General features: G+C 63.1%; 24 protein-coding genes. 7 read left to right on the forward strand and 17 right to left on the reverse strand.

What is annotated here, in order from left to right:
- Positions 1-44: 44 nt before the first annotated feature.
- Together DN611_RS12860 and DN611_RS12865 are read right to left on the reverse strand one after the other, a co-directional pair.
- Positions 45-602, reverse strand: a complete 558-nt coding sequence (locus DN611_RS12860) for a biotin transporter BioY (RefSeq protein ID WP_394802904.1) — start codon at positions 600-602, stop codon at positions 45-47.
- Between the two features lie 119 nt (positions 603-721).
- Complete coding sequence (locus DN611_RS12865; protein ID WP_025545513.1) at positions 722-1,294, reverse strand: uracil-DNA glycosylase; 573 nt, start codon at positions 1,292-1,294, stop codon at positions 722-724.
- Positions 1,295-1,474: 180 nt separating this feature from the next.
- On the opposite strand from DN611_RS12865, the gene DN611_RS12870 reads away from it, so the two are divergent.
- Complete coding sequence (locus tag DN611_RS12870) at positions 1,475-2,008, forward strand: putative ABC transporter permease (RefSeq protein WP_021749608.1); 534 nt, start codon at positions 1,475-1,477, stop codon at positions 2,006-2,008.
- Positions 2,009-2,061: 53 nt separating this feature from the next.
- Here DN611_RS12870 and DN611_RS12875 read toward each other — a convergent pair whose 3' ends face one another.
- The gene (locus tag DN611_RS12875; protein ID WP_119311571.1) at positions 2,062-2,997 is read right to left on the reverse strand and encodes an alpha/beta hydrolase; all 936 of its coding nucleotides are present in this window, start codon (positions 2,995-2,997) and stop codon (positions 2,062-2,064) included.
- Between the two features lie 110 nt (positions 2,998-3,107).
- On the opposite strand from DN611_RS12875, the gene glpK reads away from it, so the two are divergent.
- On the forward strand, positions 3,108-4,619 hold the full coding sequence (glpK, locus tag DN611_RS12880) for a glycerol kinase GlpK (RefSeq protein WP_119311572.1): 1,512 nt from the start codon (positions 3,108-3,110) through the stop codon (positions 4,617-4,619).
- A gap of 125 nt (positions 4,620-4,744) precedes the next feature.
- The gene (locus DN611_RS12885) at positions 4,745-5,158 is read left to right on the forward strand and encodes a zinc ribbon domain-containing protein (protein ID WP_021749611.1); all 414 of its coding nucleotides are present in this window, start codon (positions 4,745-4,747) and stop codon (positions 5,156-5,158) included.
- A gap of 60 nt (positions 5,159-5,218) precedes the next feature.
- Here the strand turns inward: DN611_RS12885 and DN611_RS12890 are convergent, their stop codons facing one another.
- On the reverse strand, positions 5,219-5,704 hold the full coding sequence (locus DN611_RS12890; protein WP_025544819.1) for a GNAT family N-acetyltransferase: 486 nt from the start codon (positions 5,702-5,704) through the stop codon (positions 5,219-5,221).
- 13 nt (positions 5,705-5,717) lie between these two features.
- On the reverse strand, positions 5,718-6,272 hold the full coding sequence (locus tag DN611_RS12895; protein ID WP_025544818.1) for an XRE family transcriptional regulator: 555 nt from the start codon (positions 6,270-6,272) through the stop codon (positions 5,718-5,720).
- Positions 6,273-7,120: 848 nt separating this feature from the next.
- Here DN611_RS12895 and DN611_RS12900 point away from each other — a divergent pair.
- Positions 7,121-7,444: a CFI-box-CTERM domain-containing protein gene (locus DN611_RS12900; RefSeq protein ID WP_119311573.1), complete on the forward strand. Its 324-nt coding sequence runs from the start codon at positions 7,121-7,123 to the stop codon at positions 7,442-7,444.
- 59 nt (positions 7,445-7,503) lie between these two features.
- On the opposite strand, the gene cysS is transcribed toward DN611_RS12900, so the two are convergent.
- Together cysS and epsC are read right to left on the reverse strand one after the other, a co-directional pair.
- Positions 7,504-8,952: a cysteine--tRNA ligase gene (cysS, locus tag DN611_RS12905; RefSeq protein WP_021749616.1), complete on the reverse strand. Its 1,449-nt coding sequence runs from the start codon at positions 8,950-8,952 to the stop codon at positions 7,504-7,506.
- A gap of 14 nt (positions 8,953-8,966) precedes the next feature.
- Positions 8,967-9,653, reverse strand: coding sequence for a serine O-acetyltransferase EpsC (gene epsC / locus DN611_RS12910; RefSeq protein ID WP_021749617.1), 687 nt, complete (start codon positions 9,651-9,653; stop codon positions 8,967-8,969).
- Between the two features lie 498 nt (positions 9,654-10,151).
- Here epsC and DN611_RS12915 point away from each other — a divergent pair, with 498 nt between their 5' ends.
- Complete coding sequence (locus DN611_RS12915; RefSeq protein WP_119311574.1) at positions 10,152-10,844, forward strand: helix-turn-helix domain-containing protein; 693 nt, start codon at positions 10,152-10,154, stop codon at positions 10,842-10,844.
- Positions 10,844-11,221: a hypothetical protein gene (locus DN611_RS12920; RefSeq protein WP_119311575.1), complete on the forward strand. Its 378-nt coding sequence runs from the start codon at positions 10,844-10,846 to the stop codon at positions 11,219-11,221. Before DN611_RS12915 ends, DN611_RS12920 begins: the two co-directional genes overlap by 1 nt.
- A 57-nt stretch (positions 11,222-11,278) precedes the next feature.
- On the opposite strand, the gene pgsA is transcribed toward DN611_RS12920, so the two are convergent.
- From pgsA to DN611_RS12975, 10 genes are all read right to left on the reverse strand, one after another.
- The gene (pgsA, locus tag DN611_RS12925) at positions 11,279-11,800 is read right to left on the reverse strand and encodes a CDP-diacylglycerol--glycerol-3-phosphate 3-phosphatidyltransferase (RefSeq protein ID WP_119311576.1); all 522 of its coding nucleotides are present in this window, start codon (positions 11,798-11,800) and stop codon (positions 11,279-11,281) included.
- Positions 11,801-11,806: 6 nt separating this feature from the next.
- Positions 11,807-13,138, reverse strand: coding sequence for a 30S ribosomal protein S12 methylthiotransferase RimO (gene rimO, locus DN611_RS12930; RefSeq protein ID WP_256264897.1), 1,332 nt, complete (start codon positions 13,136-13,138; stop codon positions 11,807-11,809).
- 192 nt (positions 13,139-13,330) lie between these two features.
- The gene (locus DN611_RS12935) at positions 13,331-13,951 is read right to left on the reverse strand and encodes a regulatory protein RecX (protein WP_256264896.1); all 621 of its coding nucleotides are present in this window, start codon (positions 13,949-13,951) and stop codon (positions 13,331-13,333) included.
- Positions 13,941-15,047, reverse strand: a complete 1,107-nt coding sequence (gene recA, locus DN611_RS12940; RefSeq protein ID WP_021749624.1) for a recombinase RecA — start codon at positions 15,045-15,047, stop codon at positions 13,941-13,943. Before recA ends, DN611_RS12935 begins: the two co-directional genes overlap by 11 nt.
- A gap of 406 nt (positions 15,048-15,453) precedes the next feature.
- On the reverse strand, positions 15,454-16,320 hold the full coding sequence (prmC, locus tag DN611_RS12950; RefSeq protein ID WP_036630536.1) for a peptide chain release factor N(5)-glutamine methyltransferase: 867 nt from the start codon (positions 16,318-16,320) through the stop codon (positions 15,454-15,456).
- A gap of 22 nt (positions 16,321-16,342) precedes the next feature.
- Positions 16,343-17,317, reverse strand: a complete 975-nt coding sequence (locus DN611_RS12955) for a DUF1385 domain-containing protein (RefSeq protein ID WP_036630537.1) — start codon at positions 17,315-17,317, stop codon at positions 16,343-16,345.
- 80 nt (positions 17,318-17,397) lie between these two features.
- Positions 17,398-18,840 (reverse strand): sensor histidine kinase, encoded by a 1,443-nt coding sequence (locus tag DN611_RS12960; protein WP_021749627.1) that lies wholly within the window; start codon positions 18,838-18,840, stop codon positions 17,398-17,400.
- Between the two features lie 278 nt (positions 18,841-19,118).
- A complete protein-coding gene (locus DN611_RS12965) occupies positions 19,119-19,805 on the reverse strand; it encodes a response regulator transcription factor (protein ID WP_021749629.1) in 687 nt (228 codons plus the stop codon).
- Positions 19,806-19,830: 25 nt separating this feature from the next.
- Positions 19,831-21,189: an FG-GAP repeat domain-containing protein gene (locus DN611_RS12970; protein WP_119311577.1), complete on the reverse strand. Its 1,359-nt coding sequence runs from the start codon at positions 21,187-21,189 to the stop codon at positions 19,831-19,833.
- A 126-nt stretch (positions 21,190-21,315) separates the two neighbouring features.
- Positions 21,316-21,582, reverse strand: coding sequence for a GIY-YIG nuclease family protein (locus DN611_RS12975; protein ID WP_021749631.1), 267 nt, complete (start codon positions 21,580-21,582; stop codon positions 21,316-21,318).
- 117 nt (positions 21,583-21,699) lie between these two features.
- On the opposite strand from DN611_RS12975, the gene sigK reads away from it, so the two are divergent.
- On the forward strand, positions 21,700-22,431 hold the full coding sequence (gene sigK, locus DN611_RS12980; protein ID WP_021749632.1) for an RNA polymerase sporulation sigma factor SigK: 732 nt from the start codon (positions 21,700-21,702) through the stop codon (positions 22,429-22,431).
- Positions 22,432-22,500: the final 69 nt, after the last annotated feature.

The following is a 22,500-nucleotide window of genomic DNA, read 5'->3' on the forward strand; positions in this document are numbered from 1 at the left end:
ACTTTTTCCGGGAACGCAAACCTTTTGGGGGAGGCTGTGCTGTTCTACCGCAGGCAGCCCGCTAGCCGCCGGGACAGCATCCACGCCAAGGCCAGCTTCACCAGGTCCGGCACCACAAAGGGGAACACGCACATTCCCAGTGCTGCCCACAGGCCGATGGGCCCCGCCGCCCGGGCATAGGCCACCAGGAACCAGGCGGTGCCGAAGGCATAGCACACCAGCAGGCCCAGCACCATGGCCGCGGCCGTCACCGCCGGACGGTCGCCCAGCCGGGCGGTCATGCCCCAATACAGCAGGGCCGAGGCCAGAAAACCCAGGATATACCCGCCGGTGGTGCCCAGCAGAACGCCCGGGCCTCCCTGAAAGCCTGAGAACACCGGCAGGCCCACCAGGCCCAGCAGCAGATATGCCAGGATAGCCAATGTCCCCCGCCGGCCCCCCAGGGTCCCCAGGGCTGCAAACACGCCAAAGGTCTGGAGCGTGAACGGCACTGTCAGGGGAATGTTGATCCAGGCGCACACCATCAGCAGCACTGCGAACAGGGCGGCGTACGCCAGGTCCACCGTCCGCAGCCGGGTCCTAGTCTTGGAAGTCTGTTTCAAATCAGATCGCTCCTCTCCTGTGTCTGGAGGAAGTATAGCAAGGCTTTCCATAATTGTCAACCTTAAAAAAAATAAAGTTTACAATATAGATAAAAAACCAGGAGGCAGTGCCTCCCGGTTCAGCAGTCCGTGTGGGTGCAGATCTCCCGCACCTTGGCCTGAATAGCTTTCAGGTCCACAAAGGTCTCCGGCCGCTTCTCCACATCCCGCAGCAGCGCGGAGGGATGGTAGATAGCCGTCATCTGGACGCCGCCCCGCTGGAACCACTTCCCATGCTCGGCGGTGATCTTGAAGTCCTCCTTGATGATAGCCTTGGCGGCGATCCGGCCCAGACAGACAATCAGCTTGGGCCGCAGCAGCGCCGTCTGCCGCCGGAGCCAGCCGATGCAGGCGTCCTGCTCCACATTCAGCGGGTCCCGATTCCTGGGCGGGCGGCACTTGACGATGTTGGCCACATACACCTTCGTCCGGTCCAGGCCGATGATCTCCAGCATATCATCCAGCAGCAGCCCCGCCGGCCCTACGAAGGGGATGCCCTGCTCGTCCTCCCGCTGACCGGGGCCCTCCCCTACCAGCAGGATCTCCGCGTCCCGGGCACCGTCACCGAACACCACGTGGAGCCGGGTCTCCGCCAGGGCGCAGTTCCGGCATTGTCCGCAGGCCTGCTCCAGCGCCTCCCAGGTATCCGCCATCCGCCTCCCCCTCCTTCGTGCCTCTCTCCGGGGCACCACACCGGCGGCGGATGCCCCTCGGCCGCCCAGCCAAATGGCAGCGGCCTCTTTGCGGCCATTGTAACACAAAATCTTCCGCCGCGCAATGAGGTATGAATCTCTTCCGTCCGGACAGACTGGACAGGGAGAGGAGGGGGACGCTTGTCTCTGTGGCTATGGACATTTTGGACATACAGCTTTCTCGGCTATCTGCTGGAACGGGGGTACGCCATCGCCACCCACGCGGACCGGCAGGCCCGGAAGTGCTTTCTGCTGCTGCCCATGTGCCCGGTGTACGGGCTGGGGGCCCTGGCGGTGCTGGCCCTGCCGGAATCATTGAGCGGCAGCTTCTGGTCTCTGGCCCTGTGGGGCGGTCTGGCGGCCACAGCAGTGGAGTATGCCGTACACGTTCTCTATGACCGTCTGCTGGGTGTGCGGTTCTGGGACTACTCCCAGGTCCGGTGGAATCTGCGGGGCCGGGTCTGCCTGCCCTTCTCCCTGGCCTGGAGCCTGCTGGTGGCAGCAGGGCTGCCGGTGATCCAGGCAGCGATAGCCCCGGCGCTGGCCGCCGTGCCGCCAACCGCCACCTATGCCGCGCTGCTGGTGTTCACCGCCGACACAGTGGTCTCCCTCCAGCTGCTGCGCCGGGCAGGAGATCCCGCAGTGCTGTCTCTGGGAAATCTGCGGGCTGCGTAAGAAGCCGGGCATGGGGAAACGTCCATGCCCGGCTTCCTTTTGCGTCCGGCCGGTCACTGTTCCGGCAGGTGGGCCTCCAGCCAGTGCGCCACGTCCGCATAGACCTTCTCCCGGCCCGTCTCCTGGAGGATCTCATGCCGCAGGCCCTGATAAAGCCTGATCTCCACGTCCCGGACACCGGAGCGGCGGAAGCTGCGGTACGCCCGCCGGACACCCTTGCCCATGTCCCCCACCGGGTCGTCCTGCCCGGAGAGGAAGAGGACCGGGGTATTCCGGTTCATCCGCTTCAGGTTCTCTTGCTTCTCAATGCAGGCGATCCCCCGCAGCATCTCCCGAAAGAGTCCGATGGTGGGGTCCCCTCCGCAGAGGGGATCCGCAAGATACTGGTCCACGTTCTCCGTGCTGGCGGAGAGCCAGTCGTATCCCGTGCGGTTGGGGGCAAATTTCTGATTGTATGCCTCGAAGGCCAGCTTGTTCACCAAGGGGCTGGAATGGCGGTCCCCTACCTTTCTGGCCTCCCGGGCGGCCAGGACGCGGCCCGCCGCCACCAGCGCCGGGGGCATCTGCCCCGTGCCCATCAGGATGGCTCCGGCCACGGTGCCGGGGTAGCGGATCAGATACGTCCGGGCCAGGAAGGACCCCATGGAATGCCCCAGCAGGAACACCGGAAGGCCGGGGAACCGCTGCCCTGCCAGCTCCCGCCGGGCATAGAGGTCCTGCACCGCCCAGTCCCAGCTGCCCCTGGGTCCGAAGTACAGCCGGGGCGCCCCCGCCGCCACGGAGAGACCGTGCCCCAGGTGATCGTGGCCCGCCACGGCAAAGCCCCGCTCCGTCAGGTAGGCCGCCAGGGGCTCATACCGCAGGATGTGCTCCGACACGCCATGGGAGAGCACCAGAACCGCCCGGGGTGCCATGTCCGGCGTCCACTCCACCGCATGGATGCCGGTCCGCCCGTCTGCGGAGGGGAAGGTAAATTCGTTTCTCACCATGGAAAAATCATCCTCTCTGTGCTATACTGTGTGCCATCAGGCGTAGGATGCCTGCTTTCTGGGTCGATGATACCACACTTCCGTCACAAACGCCAGAGGAGGCCGCATTCATGGAAACATACATCGCTGCCCTGGACCAGGGAACCACCAGCTCCCGGGCCATCCTGTTCAACCGGGCCGGGGAGATCGTCTCCCGCGCCCAGCACCCCTTCCGCCAGATCTACCCCCAGCCCGGCTGGGTGGAGCACGATCCGCTGGAAATCTGGGCCACGGAGAAGCGGGCCCTGGCGGAGGTCGTGGGCGCCGCCCACATCGACCCCAAGCGGATCGCCGCCCTGGGCATCACCAACCAGCGGGAGACCACCATCCTCTGGGACCGCTCCACCGGGCAGCCGGTCTGCAACGCCATCGTATGGCAGTGCCGCCGGACCGCTCCCCTCTGCGACACGCTGAAGGCCGACGGCCTGGGCCCCCTGGTGGCGGAGCGGACGGGCCTGCTGATCGACGCCTACTTCTCCGGCACCAAGATCCGGTGGCTGCTGGACCACGTCCCCGGCGCCCGGGAACGGGCGGAGCGGGGGGAGCTGTGCGCCGGCACGGTGGACAGCTGGCTCATCTGGAACCTCACCGGCGGGGCAGCCCACGTGACAGACTACTCCAATGCCTCCCGGACCATGCTGTTCAACATCCACACCCTCCAATGGGACGAGGCGCTTTGCCGGGCGCTGGGCATCCCCGCTTCCCTGCTGCCGGAGCCGCTGCCCAACTGCCATCTCTACGGCCGTGTGGCCCCGGACATTCCCGGACTGGAGGATCTGGCGGGCATCCCCATCTGCGGCAGCGCCGGGGACCAGCCGGCGGCCCTGTTCGGCCAGGCCTGCTTCACGCCGGGCCAGGCGAAGAACACCTACGGCACCGGCTGCTTCACGCTGATGAATGTGGGCGGTGAGCCGGTGGCCTCCCAGTCGGGATTGGTAACCTCCGTGGCTTGGTCCCTGGGGGGCGAGACTACCTATGCCCTGGAGGGCAGCGTGTTCAACGCCGGCAGCACCATCCAGTGGCTGCGGGATGAACTGGGGCTCATCTCCTCCGCCCCGGAGTGCGACCGGCTGGCGGAGAGCGTGCCGGACGCCGGAGGCGTCTACGTGGTGCCCGCCTTCACCGGCCTGGGCGCCCCCTACTGGGACATGTACGCCCGTGGCACCATCGTGGGGCTGACCCGTGGCACCACCAAGGCCCACATTGCCCGGGCGGTGCTGGACGCCATCGCCTTCCAGGTGACGGATCTGGTACAGGCCATGAACGCCGACGCCCCTTGCCCCATCACCACATTACGGGTGGACGGTGGTGCCTCCGTCAGCGACATCATGATGCAGACCCAGGCGGATCTGCTGCGACTGCCGGTGGACCGACCCGCCCAGGTGGAGACCACTGCCTTCGGCGCTGCAGCCCTGGCGGGGCTGGCGGCCGGAGTGTGGGGCAGTCTGGAGGAAGTGGCTGCCCTGCGCCGCAGCCAGCACGTATTTCTGCCCCAGCGGCCCCAGGCCGCCTGCGAGGCCCAGTACCGCCTGTGGCGCCGGGCGGTGGACCGGGCGTTGCGGTGGATTGAAAACGATGTGTAAACAAATCCGGAATTTGTTGCGTTCAGTGGAAAAGTGCGCTATACTGAAGCCAAGTGAGAGGCATGAAACGGAAATGAAGACGATCAGTGCGGCGTTTCGTCCGCAGGTGAAAGGAGTTTATCGACATGGCTTTTTTTGAGGATCTGACCAAAAAGACAAAGGACCTGGCCTACGTGGCCGCCGACAAGGCCAAGGATGTGGCCGCCGTGGCAGCGGATAAAGCCAAGGACGCGGCGGAGCTGACCCGCATCTCCATGGCCATCGCCGGGGAGCAGCGGGAGATCGACAAGAACTACCGCACCATCGGCGAGTGGTTCGTCAGCGAGTACGAGGGGGAGATCCCCGACGCCGTCCGGGACCTGGTAGAGGCCGTCAACACCTCTAAGGCCAAGATCGCCGAGCTGGAGGCCAGCAAACCCCGTAAGGACGATGGCGCCGAGGTTGAGGCAGCGGCTCCCGCCCAGAAGATCTGCCCCATCTGCGGCGCGGCCTCTGACAGCAAGTTCTGCCCCCAGTGCGGCGCCCCTATGGGTGACTGAGTTCCCGCCATAACAAAGACAAGCCCGCCGGCCTGATGGCCGGCGGGTTCTCTTTCTCTTTCAAAAGGTCAGGCGCATGTCATACCATACCACGCCGCCGTGGGTGGACTGGGAGACGCCCTCGTTCACAAAGCCGAATTTTTCGTAGTAGTGGACCAGCTTGTCCTTACAGGTGAGGACGCAGCCGCGTCTTCCCTGGGCCCGGGCGTCGGCAATCACCCGCTCCAGCACCGCTCCGGCGCAGCCCCGGCGGCGATAGGCCGGCAGGGTGTTGACGCCGAAGATCATCTGCCAGGTGCCGTCCTCGTCGTGGAGGGCGGCGTTTTCATACATCTCGTCCCGGAGCGTGGGCTCGTCGGTGGTCATGCCGTCCACAAAGCTCACCAGCGTGCCGTCGTCCTCCTCCAGCAGCCAGAAGTGGTCTGCGTAGTAGGCCAGACGGTCTGTGATCTCCGCCGCCGTGGCAGCCTCCGCTGGTGGGAAGCAGGCGGCCTCCACCGCCGCCAGGGCAGCCGCGTCCGCCAGAGAGGCAGTCCGAATGTGCATGAAAAAATCCTCCTCATTTCAAATAACGGTAAGTCAGCAGCAACCGGGCGGTGCCGTTGAACTGGTTTTCCAGCCAGAAGGGCTGATCCGCCGCGAACCGCAGGGCGTCCCGCTCCAGCAGCTGGAAGTCCTGCCCCTCCGCGTGGAGCAGCACCGTGCCGGAGAGGCTGGTGGCCAGGCACACGCAGCCGGGCACCATAGGTTCCGGCGCGTACCGGCCGCTGATGTACAGGTCCAGAAAGAACGTCTCCTGCCGCAACACGTCGTCATAGGGCAGCGAGGGCCGCAACAGCGCCTTGCCCCCATCCAGCCGGGCGGCCTTGTTGTCCAGCTCCCGCAGAAGCAGCAGCGGCTCGAAGTCGTCGTTCTCCAGCAGCACCTCCGCCGGGACCTTTAATGCCCCGGCCAGCTTGCCCAGCAGCCCCACAGAGGGGTTGGCCTCCCCCCGCTCGATCTGCCCCAGCATGGAGCGGGACACGCCGGCCTCCGCCGCCAGCCGCTCCATACTGAGCTTCTTGCTCTTGCGGATGCGCTTGATATTCTCCCCCACCGCCCGGGTCAGCTCCATGGCGCGATCTCCTCTCTCGGCCAAAAAGGCCACTATGTTGCACAATAGCGGTTCTATAGTATCCGGTTTGTCGGATTTTGTCAAGAGGAAGGCGGGACAGCCCTGCTGCCCCGCCGGGCAAATTTGGAAAAGGACTTGCAAGCGAATCCCAATCGTGATATCATCGACATGAAAAACAAAAATGCGGCAGTTTCCAGGTGCGCCAACACCTGGAAACCTATGCAGGTGATGACGCACCTACACAACGGCCGAAAGGCCGCACCGCATGAATTATGATACGACATTCCGGCCTTTTTGTAAAGGGCGGCTTTTGCCGTTATCGTTTCATGCCTGTGTTGCATAAGAAGTCTCTTCTTACGCCGTGTAGGGGTGACCCTGCGCGGTGTTTTTGTTTTTTACCCACCGCCTGGGGGCGCAAGCCCCCGGGGCCGGTGCGGTGAAAAACAGGGAGAGGCGGTATCCCGCTTCCCTGTGCAGTTTTGAGAAAAAGGGAATCCTAAAAATTATTGCGGAGGAGCGGTGGTATGATTATTCTGTGAGATTTGCAGCTTGGTCACAAGGATCTGGATACATGGAAGCCAGGTCCCAACAGCGCGGGCGGTGTCAGTGTACAGATTATCTTTCAAAATGACACGCAGAAAACCATCAAATACGTCTACTTTGATGTGGTCCCCTACAACGCGGTGAAGGATGCCTAAAGCTGTACCATCTCCGGCAAGACCAAGGCCGGACTGAAATGTACCGGGCCGATTCAGCCGGGCAAGATTTTCCGGGACGTATGTTGGGAAAATGTCTGGTACAACTATTCCATTACAACGCTGGACCTGGTCATGGTGGAGGTCCTCTACATGGACGGCAGCTCGGAAAAGCTCACCGGAGCCAACATCAAGTACGGCGATCCTCCCGGCTGCTACATAGCCACTGCGGTGTATGGCTCCTATGACTGCCCCCAGGTGTGGACCCTGCGGCGCTTCCGGGATCATACCCTGGCCGCCTCCTGGTACGGCCGGACCTTCCTTCATGCCTACTACGCCGTCAGCCCCACGCTGGTAAAGTGGTTCGGCCGGACCGCCTGGTTCCAGAAGCTCTGGCGGGGCCCCCTGGACCGGCTGGTGGCAAGACTCCGGGACGAGGGCGTGGCGGACACCCCCTATCAGGACCGGGAGTGGTGACCCCGAAAACAAATCCTCCCCGTTATCAAACGGGGAGGATTTTTCTGTCTGTATTGCGTTTAGACCCGCTTCCAGCTTGCGCCGCCCTTGGTGTCGATGATCTCGATGCCCTGGGCTTTCAGCTCATCCCGGATGCGGTCCGCCTCCGCAAAGTTCTTCGCCTTCTTCGCCTCGTACCGCGCCAGCACCAGCGCATCAATGGCCGGGTCCCCCTCGCCGGTGACGGTGTAGCCGCTCTCGGTTTGGGTGGTCTTGGCCTGGGCGGCCTCCGCCCGCTTGGCCGCCGCCTTCTCCAGCAGGCCCAGGGACAGCACGCTGTCAAAGTCCCCGATCAGGGCCAGCTTGGTGGCGTCGTTGGTCTTTGCCTTCAGCACGTCGAACAGGGCCGTCACGCCCATGGAGGTGTTCAGGTCGTTGCCCATCTGCTGCCCGAACTTCTCCCGGTAGGGCTTCATGGCCTCCTGGTCCACCGGACCGTCCGCCGGGTCTAGGGCCGCGATGCGGGCGATCAGCTTGGTGTAGGCCGCCGCCGCGTTGTCCAGGTTCTCCCAGGTGAACACCAGCGCCTTGCGGTAGTGGCTCTGGAGGCAGAAGTACCGGTAGGCCAGGGGGTCATAGCCCTTCTGCTCCAGCAAGGACACAGTGAGAAACTCACCCTTGGACTTGGACATCTTGCCGTCCGAGGTATTCAGGTGATGGACGTGGAACCACTGGGGGCACCAGGGATGGCCCAGGTAGCTCTCGCTCTGAGCGATCTCGTTGGTGTGGTGGGGGAAGGCGTTGTCCACGCCGCCGCAGTGGAGATCCAGATACTCCCCATTGTACTTCAGGGAGATGCCGGAGCACTCGATATGCCACCCCGGATACCCTACGCCCCAGGGGGAATCCCACTTCAGGGCCTGGTCCTCGAACTTGCTCTTGGTGAACCAGAGGACGAAGTCGTTCTTGTTGCGCTTGTTGGGATCCTCCTCCACGCCCTCCCGGACGCCTACGGCCAAGTCCTCCTCGTCGTGGTCGTTGAAGACGTAGTACCGCCCCAGCTTGGAGGTGTCGAAGTACACGTTGCCGCCGGCGAAGTAGGCATAGCCGGTATCCATCAGCTTGGAGACGATCTTGATATACTCGTCGATGCAGCCGGTGGCGGGCTGGACCACATCCGGCGTCTTGATATTCAGCCTGCGGCAGTCCTCAAAGAAGGCATCGGTGTAGAACTGGGCGATCTCCATGACCGTCTTGTGCTCCCGCTTGGCGCCCTTGAGCATCTTGTCCTCGCCCTCATCGGCGTCGGAGGTCAGGTGGCCCACGTCGGTGATGTTCATCACCCGGTGGACATCATAGCCAGTCCAGCGGAGGAACTTCTCCAGCACGTCCTCCATGATATAACTGCGCAGGTTGCCGATGTGGGCGAAGTGATACACTGTGGGGCCGCAGGTGTACATCTCCACGCGGCCGGGGGTGTGGGTCTTGAACTCCTCTTTCTTGTGGGTGGCCGAATTGTACAGGTACATAAACACTGCTCCTTTTACGTTTCCGAACCGGCGGATTCCTCCCGCCGGCTCTTGAGATATTGTTCATCCATGAGTTTTTCCAAAAATTCCAGACGGGATAAGGCTGCATTCAACTTTTCCTCTACGGGGTCCCGGACGCTGATCTGGTCCACCTCGTCGGCGAAGGTGGCGATCTTTCCGGCCACTCGGACCACATGGGCGGGGACGCCCACGGCGGTGCAGTCCTCCGGCACCGCGCTGAGGACCACGGCGCCCGCGGCAATGCGGGCGTTGTCCCCCACGGTGAAGGGGCCCAGTACCTTGGCGCCGGAACCCACCATCACATTGTTGCCCAGGGTGGGGTGGCGCTTGCCCTTGTCCTTGCCGGTGCCCCCCAGGGTCACCCCCTGGTAGAGCAGACAGTCGTCTCCGATCTCCGCAGTCTCGCCGATGACAATGCCCATGCCGTGGTCGATCACCAGCCGGTGGCCGATGGTGGCGCCGGGGTGGATTTCAATGCCGGTCCAGAACCGGCTCCACTGGGAGACGCACCGGGCCAGAAAGAATCGATGATGCCGGTACAGCCAATGGGCCACCCGGTGGTACAGAACGGCATGGACACCAGGGTACAGGAGAAAAATCTCAAGCTTGCTGCGGGCCGCGGGGTCGCGGCGCTGGTAGGCGGCCAGCAGGCCGCCCAGTCGGGTTACTCGTTTTGCCATATCGAATTGCTCCTTGTGCGGATCGGGAGGCCATGAAAAACGCCTCCCGTACCAAGGTACGAGAGGCGACGGATCGCGGTTCCACTCTCTTTTATCACTCAAGGAGGCCCGTTGACGCTGGCCAGACGGAGGGCTTCCACATCCCCCGCGCTCCCGGGCGCACGTTCACAGCTCCCGCCGCAGGCGCGCTTGCAGCCGGTGACGCGCCCTCTCTGTTCTTTGGAAGTGCTGTTACTCTTCCCGATCAACACGCTATTCCATTTACGCTTTGTATCTTAACAGGATTTGAGAGAGGTGTCAAGAGACAACTTCACGCAGGAATATCCCGGCCCTGCGCCCTGCGCCTTGACAGCGCACCTGCTTCTCCATACAGAATATGCCGGAATGTGGAAACCGTCCCCCCTGTCAACAGGCGGTTGACAAAATTCCAATGGCTGTCGCTTGCCAAGCGCCCGCCTTTTCGGTATGATGGGACCAAAGAAAAGGAGGGGATACTCCATGGAATTGAAGGACCGTATCGCTGCCGTCCGCAAAGCGGCGGGATTGACCCAAGAGCAGCTGGGCGAGCTGCTGGGTGTCACCCGGCAGGCCGTCAGCAAGTGGGAGAGCGGCCAGACCACGCCGGACGCCGCCACCATCGCCGCGCTGTGCGAAAAGCTCCATGTGTCGGCCGACTATGTGCTGTTGGGAAAGGAGCCGGGGGAGGGACAGACCGCCGCCTATGAGCCGCCGGACACCTGTCCCTGCTGCGGGCGGAAGGTCTCCGGCAGCATCTGTCCGGAATGCGGCTATCAGCTGCCCAATCATCCGCCCCGTGGGCCCCAATACGCTGTCGTTGCCACCCGCCCCGGCTTTGTGCAGAGCACGGAGTCGTCTGCCCAGCTGGTGAAATACTGCGGCTTCACCCAAGAGGATGCCAACAATGCCATCGCCCACTATGTGAACAACCAGTCCCGCATCCTGCTGCAGCGGGGACTGGTTGACAGTGCGGCCCAGTACATTGCCGCCCATCTGGACCAGGATTTCTTCTGCCCGCAGATCGTAGTGGACTGCGGGGAATCCGAGGAGGCGCTGCTTTACAAACCCAAAGCCTTCGAGACACCGTCTCCCGTCAAGAGTCAAGAGGGCATCGGCTTCTGGGGCGTGGTGGGTGCTGTTATCGTTGCCCTGCTGATCCTCTCGTTCTTCTGATGATGGACCGGTCCTTTCTGCGGCGGTACGCCGCCTCCGGCGCGGTCATCGCCGGGCTGTATCTCCTGAACCGCTTTCTTTTGGTCCCCCTGACCAGCTGCCGCCTGCTGGCTTGGCACGGGGCGGACTTCCTGGCCGGCGGCTTGATGCTGTGCCTGCTGAACGGTCTGCTGTGTCTCACCCGCCGGCGGCCAGTGGAGCGGGCCCTGCCTGCCTCGCTTTTCCTGCTGGCCTGCGGCCTTTTCTGGGAAGTGGTCACGCCTCTGTACCTGCTCCGATCCGTGGGCGACCTCCGGGATGTCCTGGCGGTGTGGCTGGGGGGCGTGGCTCTGCTGTCCCTCTGGCGGGTGTGGGACCGGCTGGGGCCTGGAAGCTGAACATGTCAAAACGCCCCCGGCGGGAGTGACCCGCCGGGGGCTCGTCTGTTGTCAGAGTCACGCCGAGGCGATGACATCCTTGTTCTTCACGAAATACTCTACGCCGGAGTACAGGGTGGTGAGGGTGATGACCCACACGCAGAGCGTGTTCACCACCGGTGGAATGGGCAGGAACATCAGCACCACGCACACCATAGTGGCGGCAGTCTTGACCTTGCCGGACCATCCGGCGGCGATGACCCGTCCCTTGTCGCTGGCGATCATCCGCAGGCCGCTGACGGCGAACTCCCGGCAAATGACAATGAGCAGCATCCAGGCGGGCATCTGCCCGATCTCCACGAACCACAGCATGGCGGCGGTCACCAGCATCTTATCCGCCAGGGGGTCGGCAAACTTGCCGAAGTCCGTCACCAGGTTGTACTTCCGGGCGATCTTGCCGTCCAGCATGTCCGTGAGGCTGGCGATGATGAAGATGGCCAGCGCCACCCACGTGGCGCCGGGGAAGCCCCAGTACAGCACCACCATGAAAACCGGGATCAGAATAATGCGCAAAAGCGTCAATTTATTGGGCAAATTCATGGATGTTTACTCCTCCGCCAATTCTCCGGTCAGTTCGCCGTCCATGACGCCGGTAAGCCGGACGGTCACAAAGGTGCCCGGTTCCACCTCCCGGTCCGCGTCAAACCAGATGCGGCCGTCGATGTCCGGGGACTCGGCGTAGCTGCGGCCGAAGTGCATCTGGGCCTGGCTGTCGAAGCCCTCGCACAGCACCTCCCGCTCCGTTCCCAGAACAGACTCGTTGTACGCGTCGATGATGTCGGACTGAACGTCCACCACCAGCTCCGCCCGGCGGCGGGCCTCCTCCATGTCCACATGGTCCATCTGGGCCGCCCGGGTGCCCTCCTCCGGGGAGAAGGGGAACACCCCGGCCCGTTCAATCTTTGTCTCCCGGAGAAAGACACACAGCTCTTCCAGCTCCGCCTCGCCCTCGCCGGGCAGGCCGGTGATGAGGCTGGTCCGCAGCACCAGGCCGGGGATGCGGGCCCGGAGCTTTGTCAGCAGGTCCAGCAGCTCCGCCTTGGTATCCCGGCGGTTCATGGCCTTCAGGATCCCGTCGTTGCAGTGCTGGATGGGGATGTCCAGATACTTGACGATCTTGGGCTCCTCCGCAATGGTGTCGATCAGCTCCTCAGTGATCTCGTCCGGATACAGATAGTGGAGCCGGACCCAGTGGAAGTCCAGCCTGCACAGCTCCCGCAGGAGAGACGCCAGCTGGTGCTCGCCGTTCAGGTCCGTTCCATACCGGGTGATATCCTGGGCGATGACCAGCAGCTCCTTCACGCCGGCGTCCGCCAGCTCCCTGGCCTCTTCCAGAAGGCCCTCCATGGGGCGGCTGCGGTATTTGCCCCGCAGGGAGGGGATCACACAGTAGGCGCAGTGGTTGTCGCACCCCTCGGCGATGCGGAGGTAGGCATACCAGGGGGGCGTGGACAGGATGCGTCCCCCGTCCTGGGGGGCGGTGTGGATGCTGCCCAGGTGGCAGGGCCTCAGGCCAGAGGCCCCCATCACCTCGTCGATGGCGGCGCAGATATCGCCGTAGCTGCCGGTGCCCAGAATGCCGTCCACCTCCGGCAGCTCGTTCAGAACGTCCTGCTTGTACCGCTGGGTCATGCAGCCGGTGACCAGGATCTTCTGTACCTGGCCGGCCCGCTTCAGCTCCGCCATCTCCAGAATGTTGTCGATGGCCTCCTCGCAGGCGGACTGCAGGAAGCCGCAGGTGTTCACCACCACCACGTCGGCCCCCTCCGGCTGCGCCTGGACGGTGTGGCCGGCGGCCTGGACAGAGGCCATCATCTGCTCGCAGTTCACCTGATTCTTGGCGCAGCCCAGGGAGATAAAGGAAATGTTGTATGGCACGATCGAGTCCTCCAATCGATGGATTGTTGCAAAATGGGCCCGGCGGGGCCGGCATGTGTGTCCCATTGGACAGGGAATGACAGCCATGATGTGGCTGGGCAGATACGCCCACTTGTAGGAGCAGGCACCCCATAACCGCCATTCGGCGGCCCGTATGCCTCCCCGGAGGGAATACCCCCTGCGAGACGGGACTCATTCTTCGAGAATCTCCGCTCCCAGACGGCTCCATGCCTCCCGGACGTCTCCCCAAGCAAACCCCCGCCGCAGCAGTGCGCTGGTGAGCCGCCGCTTCTCCGCCTCCTCTGGGGCCCGGCCCCGGAGCTTGGCCGCAAGAAATCGGTCAATCTGCCAGGCGCTGTCCGGTGCCTGATCCAGAGCCTCGTCCCACAGCTCCCGGGGTACGCCTTTCTCCCGCAGTTTCTCCCGAATGCGGGCCGGGCCATAACCAAGGCCGGCGCAGTGGCGCACCAAGATTGCTGCGTAATCTGCATCGTTGATGGCACCAATGGCCTCCAGCCACTCAGCGGCGTACCGCGCCTCCGCCTGACTGGCCCCCTTCTCCTGGAGCTTCCGCTCCAGGTCGCGGCGGCTCATGGCCCGCTTGCCGATGAGGTCCGCCGCCGTGGCCTTCACGTCGGAGACGCTGGCAGCCTTCTTCAGCTGCTCCAGACGTCTGCCGTCCAAATCATCTCCAGTCCGCAGGCCGAAGTCCAGCGCCTCCTGCTCTGTGATCTTCAGGCAGGCGCCGTCCTCCAGGAATACCAGCACCCGGCCCTTTTTGTGGGGGGACGCCTGGACGCGCTCAATCCGCATCTTCGAAGTCGTCGGCGCTCACATCCACCGCCCGGCCTGCCGCCTTGGCGGCGATGCGGGACTGGTTGCTCATCAGCTTGTCGAAGTTCCGGCGGATGTCCGCCTCCAGCTTGTCCGCCGTCTCCGGGTTCTCCTGGAGATACCGCTTGGCGGCGTCCCGGCCCTGGCCGATGCGGGTCTCCCCGATGGAGAACCAGGAGCCGGACTTCTGCACCAGCTCCAGCTTCACGCCCAGGTCCAGCAGCTCACCGAAGTGGGAGATTCCCTCGCCGTACATGATGTCGAACTCCGCCTCCCGGAAGGGGGGCGCCACCTTGTTCTTCACCACCTTGGCACGGGTCCGGTTGCCCACGATCTCAGAACCGTTTTTCAGCGCCTCGATCCGGCGCACATCGATGCGGACGGAGGCGTAGAACTTCAGCGCCCGGCCGCCGGTGGTCACCTCCGGGTTGCCGTACATGATGCCCACCTTTTCCCGCAGCTGGTTGATGAAGATGACGATGCAGTTGGTCTTGCCGATGGCGCCGGTGAGCTTCCGCAGGGCCTGGCTCATCAGCCGGGCCTGCAGGCCCACATAACTGTCGCCCATTTCGCCCTCGATCTCCGCCCGGGGCACCAGGGCCGCCACGGAGTCCACCACCACCACGTCAATGGCGCCGGAGCGGACCAGGGCCTCGGTGATCTCCAGCGCCTGCTCGCCGGTGTCCGGCTGGGCGATCAGCATGTCCTCCACCTGGACGCCCAGTGCCCGGGCATAGGTGGGGTCCAGGGCGTGCTCTGCGTCCACAAAGGCCACCTCGCCGCCCCGCTTCTGGGCCTCCGCGACGACGTGCAGAGCCAGGGTGGTCTTGCCGGAGGACTCCGGCCCGTAGATCTCCACAATCCGCCCCTTGGGCAGGCCGCCGATGCCCAAGGCCACGTCCAGGGACAGAGAGCCGGTGGGGATGTAATCCACGTTCAGCTCCGCCTTGTCGCCGAAGCGCATAATGGCGCCCTTGCCGTACATCCGCTCGATCTGGGCCATGGCCGTGTCGATGGCCCGCTTCTTATCGTCCGCCGGAGCCGCGTTGGGCAGCGGCGCTTTCTCTCTCGCCATTGTATTCTCCTCCTGATTCTCTATAAAAACTCTTTATTTCAACTCATCTGTAAGTCCCTTACTTCTCTGAGAGAGTCCCCAGCAGAGGGATCCAAACAGCATCCCTCCATACACGATCACCGCGCGGCCGCCAGGCAGCGTCTCCCGGACAGGGTCCCAATACTCAGGCGCATAACTGGACGGGTCTGTTTCAACCGCTGCAAAAAGGATAGGTCACCGCCGTGGCCGCCATGGAAAGGGCTGACGCCCTATACGCCGTATAGCGCGGCTTGGGCGAGTGCTTAACGAAACCCCGGCGCATCAGCGTCCAGCCCGACACCAGGGGCCCGGCCCACAGCAGGGTCGGACTTCCCGCCTCCTGCACATAAAACGGCAGCCCCACCATTGCCGTTCCTTTCTCTAAACGTCAGAGCTCTGTACACAGCGTTCCGAATACCACCCGGGGGATGTCGTGGTGGTCCTTCACCACCTGGATATCCCCGAAGCCCTGGGTCCGCATGATCCGCAGCACGTTGTCCGCTTGACCGATGCCCACTTCAAAATACAGACGGCCGCCGGGAGCCAGGGCCTCCTTCCACTTCTCGGAGATGCTCCGGTAGAAGTCCAGGCCGTCCTCGCCGCCGTCCAGGGCCAGATGGGGTTCATAGTCCTTGACGGAGGTGTCCAGCGTCTCGATGTCCGCCCGGGGGATATAGGGGGGATTGGACACGATGCACTGGAACTCTCCCAGGGATTTCTCCGGCTTTTCCCGGGCGTCCGCCTGCATGGGCACCACCCGGGCGGTAAGGCTGTTGCGGCGGACGTTCTGGCGGCAGATCTTCAGGGCCCCGTCAGACCACTCCCCCAGCACCACCCGGGCCTGGGGCACTTGGGCCGCCACCGCCAGCCCGATGCAGCCGCTGCCGGCGCACAGGTCCAGCACCCGGCATTCCCCCAAGGTCTTGATATAGCCAATGGCCTGCTCCGCCAGCACCTCCGTGTCCGGCCGGGGAATCAGCACGTCCCGGGAGATGTCCAGCGGGAGCCCATAGAACTCCCACTCACCGATAAGGTATGCCACCGGCTCGCCCTCCAGATGCCGCCGCACCAAGTCCCGGACCCGGTGCTCCAGCTCCGGGGAGGCGTACAGTCCCCCATCCCGGGCCAGCTCCTCCCGGCTCTTGTTAGTGCCGAAGCAAACCAACTCCCGGGCCTCCAGCGTGGCCTCCTCGATCCCTGCCCTCCGCAGCTGCTGGCGGATATCCAAATACAAATTGTTGTATGTCGTCGCCATAATACGCCTCATTATCAAAAATTCACCATTCGTCTTTCCCTTTTTCACTGGGCAAGACCAGCTCCAGGGACCGGATGGCGCACTCGATCATGGAGTCGTCCGGCTCATTGGTGGTGAAGTTCTGCATCCACATTCCGGGGGCCGTCAGGATTTTGGCCAGCCGACTGTCCTGCACGTGGCGGCCCACCCAGCGGTTGAACTCATAGGTAATGCCCACCACCAGAGGCAGCAGAATCAGATGTGCCAGTGTCCGCAGCCAGACATTGGTGATGGGCCAGATGCCGAACACCACACTGGACACCAGGATGGACACAAAGATCACCACGAACAGAAAGCTGGTGCCGCACCGGGGATGGTGCCGGGGCTGAATGCGGACATTCTCCACCGTCAGGGGTAGCCCCGCCTCGTAGCAGAAGATGGTCTTGTGCTCCGCCCCGTGGTACTGGAACACCCGGTAGATGTCCTTCTGCTTGGAGCAGAAGATCAGATACAGTAGGAAGATAGCCACCTTCAGCACGCCTTCGATCAGGTTCCGGCCCCACATGGGGAAGTCCGGGAAGAAGTGCAGCAGCCCGCCGGTGAGGAAGGTGGGCAGCACCAGAAAGAGGAAGATGGACAGGCCGATACCCAGCAGCACAGAGAGGCCCACGATCAGCCCCTCCAGCTTCTTGTTGGAAAAGGTCCGGTCCAGCCACTGTTCAAATTTGGAGGGCTCCGTGGTCTCCTCCTCCGGATAGAAGTCCGCGGAGTACATCAGCGCCTTCACGCCGTTGACCATGGAGGAGAGGAAGTTGACGGTGCCTCGGATCAGGGGCCAGCCTAAAATAGGATGCCGGTCCTTGATGAGCCGCAGCTCCTCCACCTTCTCCACCAGATTGCCCCCCTGGTCCCGGACCACGATGGCCTGCTTCTCCGGGCCCCGCATCAGAATGCCTTCAATGAGTGCCTGTCCGCCGATGCTGGTGCGGAAGGCGCAGGATTGGGGTTGTTTTGCCATGTGTTTCCTTTCTAATTCCGTACAGTTGAATTCTACCATGCTCTGTACAGAAATGCAAACATTTGTTCGATTTTCGAAAATCATTCCTTGACCGGCAGGCAGATGGTGACCACCGCGCCGCCGCCATCGGCGTTGCCGATGGTGAAGATGCCGTTGTGAAGGCCGACGATCTCATCGCACACCGCAAGGCCGATGCCGCTGCCCCGGGCCTTGGAGGAGCCCTTGTAGAACTTCTGCTTGATGAAGGGCAGCTCCGCCTCCGGGATGCCGGGACCGTAGTCCCGGACCCGAACCACCTCAAACTCGCCCTCCCGGCTGATGGAAGTGTCGATCCGCTTGCCGGAGCCGCCGTGCTTGGCGGCGTTGTCCAGCACGTTGCAGAACACCTGCTTCAGCCGCTCAGAGTCGCCGGGGATGGGAGGCAGGTCCTCATCCCCGCACTCGTAGTTCAGTTTGATGCCCTCCTGCCGGAACAGCTCGCCGTAGGTGAAGATGGCGTCCTCAAACTCCGCCTGCAGGTCCACCTGCTCCATCCGGAGGGTGAATCGGCCGTCCTCCATCTTGGAGAATTCCAGCAGCTCCTCTACCATGGTAGAGAGCCGCCGGGCCTCGTTCAGAATGATGCGGATGCCGCGGCGCATCTGGGCGGGGTCATCTGTGGTGTCCTCCAGAATCGTCTCGCCCCAGCCGTTGATGGCAGTGAGGGGCGTCCGCAGCTCGTGGGACACGGAGGAGATGAACTCGGATTTCATCTTCTCGTTCTGGCCGATCTTGAGGGACATATCGTTGATGTTGTCCACCAGTTCCCCCAGCTCGTCCGTGTACTTGTTTTCGATCTGGAAGCCATAGCTCCCGGCAGAGATCCGCTTGGCCGCCTCAGACACCACGGCCACCGGCTCCACCACGTTGTTGATGAACAGCAGGCTGGAGATCAGCACCAGGGCCATGCAGATGCCTCCCACCGCCAGAATGATAAAGACCACCAGGACAATCTGCCGGTCCACCAGCTTCATGGACGTCACCAGCCGCATGACGCCCGCCACCCGGCCGTTGAACAGCAGGGGCGCTGAGACCGCCATGATCTTCTCACCCGTCTCCGGGTCTCTGCCTTGGAAGGGCGTGATCTCCTGATTGGTGATGGCTCTGGTAATATCGCTGGTCCCCGGCGAGCTGCCTGCTGTCAGGCCGGAGGTGGACATCTGGATACGTCCGGTGCTGCCGATGAACTGCAGCTCAATCCGGGACTTGTCCTCATAGGTGTCCACTGCCTGGGTCGCCATCTGGTTGTACTCGGAGTAGCTGTTCATGAAGTAGTCGTTGAAAGCACTGGACATGGCCTCCGCCTGCTTCATCAGGCCGTTTTCCATGCTGCTGTAATAGTAGGTGGAAACGCCCACAGATACCAGCGTCACCAGCAGCATCAGCAGCACCAGCACCGGCAGAATGGTATTGACGATCCACCGCTTCCGCAGGCCCCGGAGGCGCAGCACCGTCCATTTCCGATCCCGTTCTTCCTCTGCCATGGGCCGCTCCTCCTTTCCCTGCGTTCCTTACGCCGGCATCACTGGCCGGCCGATTTTCTCAGAACCCCCACTTGTATCCGTATCCCCACACCGTGGTGATATACGTGGGATTCTGCACGTTGCTTCCCATCCCGCGGCGCGGGATGGGACCCCTTTCCTCAGCTTGCGCGGCGGAAGTAAATTCCACCTTGCGCCAAGGTTTTGGCTTCCGCCAAAACGCTTGTACGGGCCATCGGCCCGCCCCGCTCCGCGGGGCCCCGGACAACGCCCGGAGCCGCTCAGAACCCCCACTTGTATCCGTATCCCCACACCGTGGTGATGTACGTGGGATTCTGCACGTTGTCCTCGATCTTCAGCCGCAGGCGGCGGATGTTGACATCCACGATCTTCAGCTCACCGAAGTAGTCCCGGCCCCAGACCATATCCAGGATCTCCTCCCGGGAGAGGGCCTTGCCCGGATTTTCCATGAACACCTTCATGATGGAATACTCCACCTGGGTCAGCTTGATTCGCTGGCCGTTCTTCTCCAGCGTCCGGTTGCGGGTGTTCAGCAGGAAGGGATCCTGCCGAATCTCCCCGGTCTGGGGGATCTCCTCTCCGCCGGCCCGGCGGAACAGGGCGTCCACACGGGCGGTAAGCTCTGCCGGGGAGAAGGGCTTGGTCACATAGTCGTCGGCGCCGGTCATCAGTCCCGTCACCTTGTCCATCTCCTGGGAACGGGCGGTGAGCATGATGATACCGATTTTGGTGTTGGTGGCCCGGATGCGGCGGCAGACCTCAAAACCGTCGATCCCCGGCAGCATGATGTCCAGCAGCGCCACCCGGGTATCGGGGTTCTCCTTCAGCTTGTCCAGTGCCTCTTCGCCGGTCTCCGCCTCAATGACGTCGTACCCGGCACGGCGCAGGTTGATGACGATAAAGCTGCGGATGCTGGACTCATCCTCCAGCACCATTACTTTTTTCATTCGGCATACCGTCCTTTCTTCTCTGTCAGCTGTCGCCGGCGGACCACTCCGTGGTGATCAGGCTGAACGCCTCCCGCACCTCGTCTTCCGTCAGGCCGTATTCCCAGCTCCCATTTGTGTCCAGAAGCTCGGCCGTGTAGATGATCTCCGGCAGACGGCGCAGGATGACCCGGCCGCCCCGGGTGGCTCTGGCCTCGCGGCCGGAGCCTGTAAGCTTGGTGATCCGCAGGACATCCTGTGGTGGCTCCCCGCTGTCTCCCCGGTAGGAGAATGTGACCGTGACCTCCTCCGTCCCGGCCGTGCGGGTAATGAGGATCTGATCCTTCCACACGTCCGGCAGGCGCAGGTACCAGCCGTCCTCCACACTGTGGTAGGTGCTCACCACAGCCGCTTTGGTGCCGTCGCTGGTATAGGTATACCAGTCGATCCGCCGGCAGGGGTCCTCACCCACGTTTCCCCAGGCCGGGATCGGCTCGGGATGGGGGACCTCTGTGATACCGTCGCCGTTGATATCCTCCGGGTACAGGGAACTGAAGGGCGCGATCTCCGAAGACACCCCCGTCACGTCGGACAGCAGGATGTTCACCAGTTCTCCATTTTTCACGGTCAGGATGTCAGTGACCATCCAGGCCGACTCCTCCACCCCCGTGACGAACAGGGCCGGCGTACCGTCCTGTAGGACACCGCTCTTCACACGCCCCTGCTGGCTCAGCTCCGCCATGGTGCTGGTGATCCGTGCGGAGGTTCGCAGCTGGAACTCTTCCTCCTGCCAGCAGTAGTAATCCGCAATGCCGTTGCCCTCCTCATCGGCCCGGAGCACCACCAGCTCCCACAGGCCATCCTGATTCAGATCGTTGACCGCATATTTCACATAGCTGGTGCCCTGCACCAGCTCCTCCGGCTCCCCGGACCGCAGGGTGTAGACGGAGAGGGCCAGGAGGTCCGTATTGACCCGCCAGCCCACCAGCAGCTCCTTCCGGCCGTCCTGGTCCAGATCCTCGTAGGCAATGCTGTAAATGCTGGTGCCGGTGCCCTCAATGACGGCAGCCTGCTCATATCCCTGCTTTCCGGCGGTAAAGATATAGATCTTCAGGGGCTTCTCATCCGCAGAGTTGCGGAAGAAGGCCAGCGCCTCCTCCTCGCCGTCTCCGTCCAGATCCTCCAGCTGCACGGGCTGGATGTTGCTGCCGGAGACGGGGGCCGCGTACTCCGCCCCGCTCTCCAGCAACTGGTTGAGTGAGCTGTTCAGCTCCGTGTACTCCTCCGGCAGCTGCGGCAGGCTGTACAGGTCCGTGGGGGAAAAGGAAAATCCGCAGCCGCTGGCGGACAGAAGCAGAAGCAGGCCGACCGCTGCCGTCAGCATCCGCTGTATTCGCTGTCTCATGGCCTCCTCCTCTCTGCCGGTGGGCTGCCCCCGCCGAAAAACGCATAATTCAACTTATATATGATAGCACGTTTTCTCCCTGATGTGTAGGGGTTGTCAGCATTTTTCCCGCATTTTACGTTCTGTTCATTTTTCCGCCGTCCCCGGTCGGAAGGCCGCGATCAGGGCCAGCTTCCGCCTGCGATCCAGCCGTTTGATGGCGGCCTCCCGCCGCAGGGCCGCAGACCGGTCCGGCACCGCCTCCTGGTAGACCAGCTCCACCGGCAGGCGGCTGCGGGTGTACTTGGCGCCCCGCCCGCTTTGGTGGGCCTGGAGGCGGCGGGGCAGGTCGTTGGTGCAGCCTGTGTACAGTGTGCCGTCCCCGCAGCGCAGGATGTAGACCAGATAGCCCATACCGTCCCTCCTCTGTCCGATGAGACCAGTATACCACAGCCCGCCGCCCCGTCAAAGGGCTTTCCGCATGGGGACTTCCCTGCCCGGCATAGGAATGATGGTACAGGGAGGGATTCTATGTTGTCTGCCGCACTGCTGCTCTTCGCCAACACGCTGCTCTTCTCACTCCGCCTGTCCGGCGGCGGGTCGTTTCCAAAGCCGCTGTCCGCCGCAGAGGAGCGGGAATATCTCCGCCGCTACGCCCAGGGAGATCAGGAGGCCCGGGATGTACTCATCGAGCGGAACCTGCGCCTGGTGGCCCACATCATCAAGAAATACTATACCCAGAGCGCCGATCAGGAGGACCTGATCTCCATCGGCACCATCGGCCTCATCAAGGGCATCTCCAGCTTCGACCCGGAGAAGGGCGCCCGCCTGGCCACCTACGCCGCCCGCTGCATTGAAAACGAAATTCTCATGTACTTCCGCAGCCAGAAAAAGCTCCAGGGAGAAGTCTCTCTGTCGGATTCCATTGAGACAGACAAGGAGGGCAATGCCCTCCAGCTGATGGATGTGGTGGGCGTGGATGACACCATGCTGGACGATATCCACGACCGGGACAGCGCGCTCCGGCTCCACCAGATCATCCGGGAGCGTCTGACCACCCGGGAGGCGGAGATCATTCGCCTGCGGTACGGGCTGGGCGGCACCATCCCCCTGACCCAGAGGGAAATTGCCGCCTCCTTCGGGATTTCCCGGTCCTATGTATCCCGCATCGAAAAGCGGGCGCTGGAAAAGCTGCGCCAGGAGCTGCAGGACGGCCCTGCGCCCCAGCTGGTCCGGCGGAGGCCCCATTCCTCCGGGACGTGACCGCCGGATTTGGAAAACAGAGGGCGTGATGGAAAATTTCCATCACGCCCTTTCTTTGCGCGCTTCCGC

The organism is Oscillibacter sp. PEA192, assembly GCF_003574015.1.
Taxonomy (GTDB): domain Bacteria; phylum Bacillota; class Clostridia; order Oscillospirales; family Oscillospiraceae; genus Oscillibacter; species Oscillibacter welbionis.

Coding starts and splice junctions, on each gene's coding strand:
- DN611_RS12865 (WP_025545513.1), bottom strand. CDS start 1,294: ATGGCGGATACCTGGGAGGCGCTGGAGCAGGCCTGCGGACAATGCCGG.
- DN611_RS12955 (WP_036630537.1), bottom strand. CDS start 17,317: ATGGCAAAACAACCCCAATCCTGCGCCTTCCGCACCAGCATCGGCGGA.
- DN611_RS12900 (WP_119311573.1), top strand. CDS start 7,121: ATGGACGGCAGCTCGGAAAAGCTCACCGGAGCCAACATCAAGTACGGC.
- DN611_RS12935 (WP_256264896.1), bottom strand. CDS start 13,951: ATGCGGATTGAGCGCGTCCAGGCGTCCCCCCACAAAAAGGGCCGGGTG.
- DN611_RS12895 (WP_025544818.1), bottom strand. CDS start 6,272: ATGGAGCTGACCCGGGCGGTGGGGGAGAATATCAAGCGCATCCGCAAG.
- DN611_RS12875 (WP_119311571.1), bottom strand. CDS start 2,997: ATGGTGAGAAACGAATTTACCTTCCCCTCCGCAGACGGGCGGACCGGC.
- DN611_RS12960 (WP_021749627.1), bottom strand. CDS start 18,840: ATGGCAGAGGAAGAACGGGATCGGAAATGGACGGTGCTGCGCCTCCGG.
- recA (WP_021749624.1), bottom strand. CDS start 15,047: ATGGCGAGAGAGAAAGCGCCGCTGCCCAACGCGGCTCCGGCGGACGAT.
- DN611_RS12970 (WP_119311577.1), bottom strand. CDS start 21,189: ATGAGACAGCGAATACAGCGGATGCTGACGGCAGCGGTCGGCCTGCTT.
- DN611_RS12915 (WP_119311574.1), top strand. CDS start 10,152: ATGGAATTGAAGGACCGTATCGCTGCCGTCCGCAAAGCGGCGGGATTG.
- DN611_RS12965 (WP_021749629.1), bottom strand. CDS start 19,805: ATGAAAAAAGTAATGGTGCTGGAGGATGAGTCCAGCATCCGCAGCTTT.
- pgsA (WP_119311576.1), bottom strand. CDS start 11,800: ATGAATTTGCCCAATAAATTGACGCTTTTGCGCATTATTCTGATCCCG.
- DN611_RS12975 (WP_021749631.1), bottom strand. CDS start 21,582: ATGGGCTATCTGGTCTACATCCTGCGCTGCGGGGACGGCACACTGTAC.
- cysS (WP_021749616.1), bottom strand. CDS start 8,952: ATGTACCTGTACAATTCGGCCACCCACAAGAAAGAGGAGTTCAAGACC.
- glpK (WP_119311572.1), top strand. CDS start 3,108: ATGGAAACATACATCGCTGCCCTGGACCAGGGAACCACCAGCTCCCGG.
- sigK (WP_021749632.1), top strand. CDS start 21,700: ATGTTGTCTGCCGCACTGCTGCTCTTCGCCAACACGCTGCTCTTCTCA.
- DN611_RS12890 (WP_025544819.1), bottom strand. CDS start 5,704: ATGCACATTCGGACTGCCTCTCTGGCGGACGCGGCTGCCCTGGCGGCG.
- DN611_RS12885 (WP_021749611.1), top strand. CDS start 4,745: ATGGCTTTTTTTGAGGATCTGACCAAAAAGACAAAGGACCTGGCCTAC.
- prmC (WP_036630536.1), bottom strand. CDS start 16,320: ATGGCGACGACATACAACAATTTGTATTTGGATATCCGCCAGCAGCTG.
- DN611_RS12920 (WP_119311575.1), top strand. CDS start 10,844: ATGATGGACCGGTCCTTTCTGCGGCGGTACGCCGCCTCCGGCGCGGTC.
- epsC (WP_021749617.1), bottom strand. CDS start 9,653: ATGGCAAAACGAGTAACCCGACTGGGCGGCCTGCTGGCCGCCTACCAG.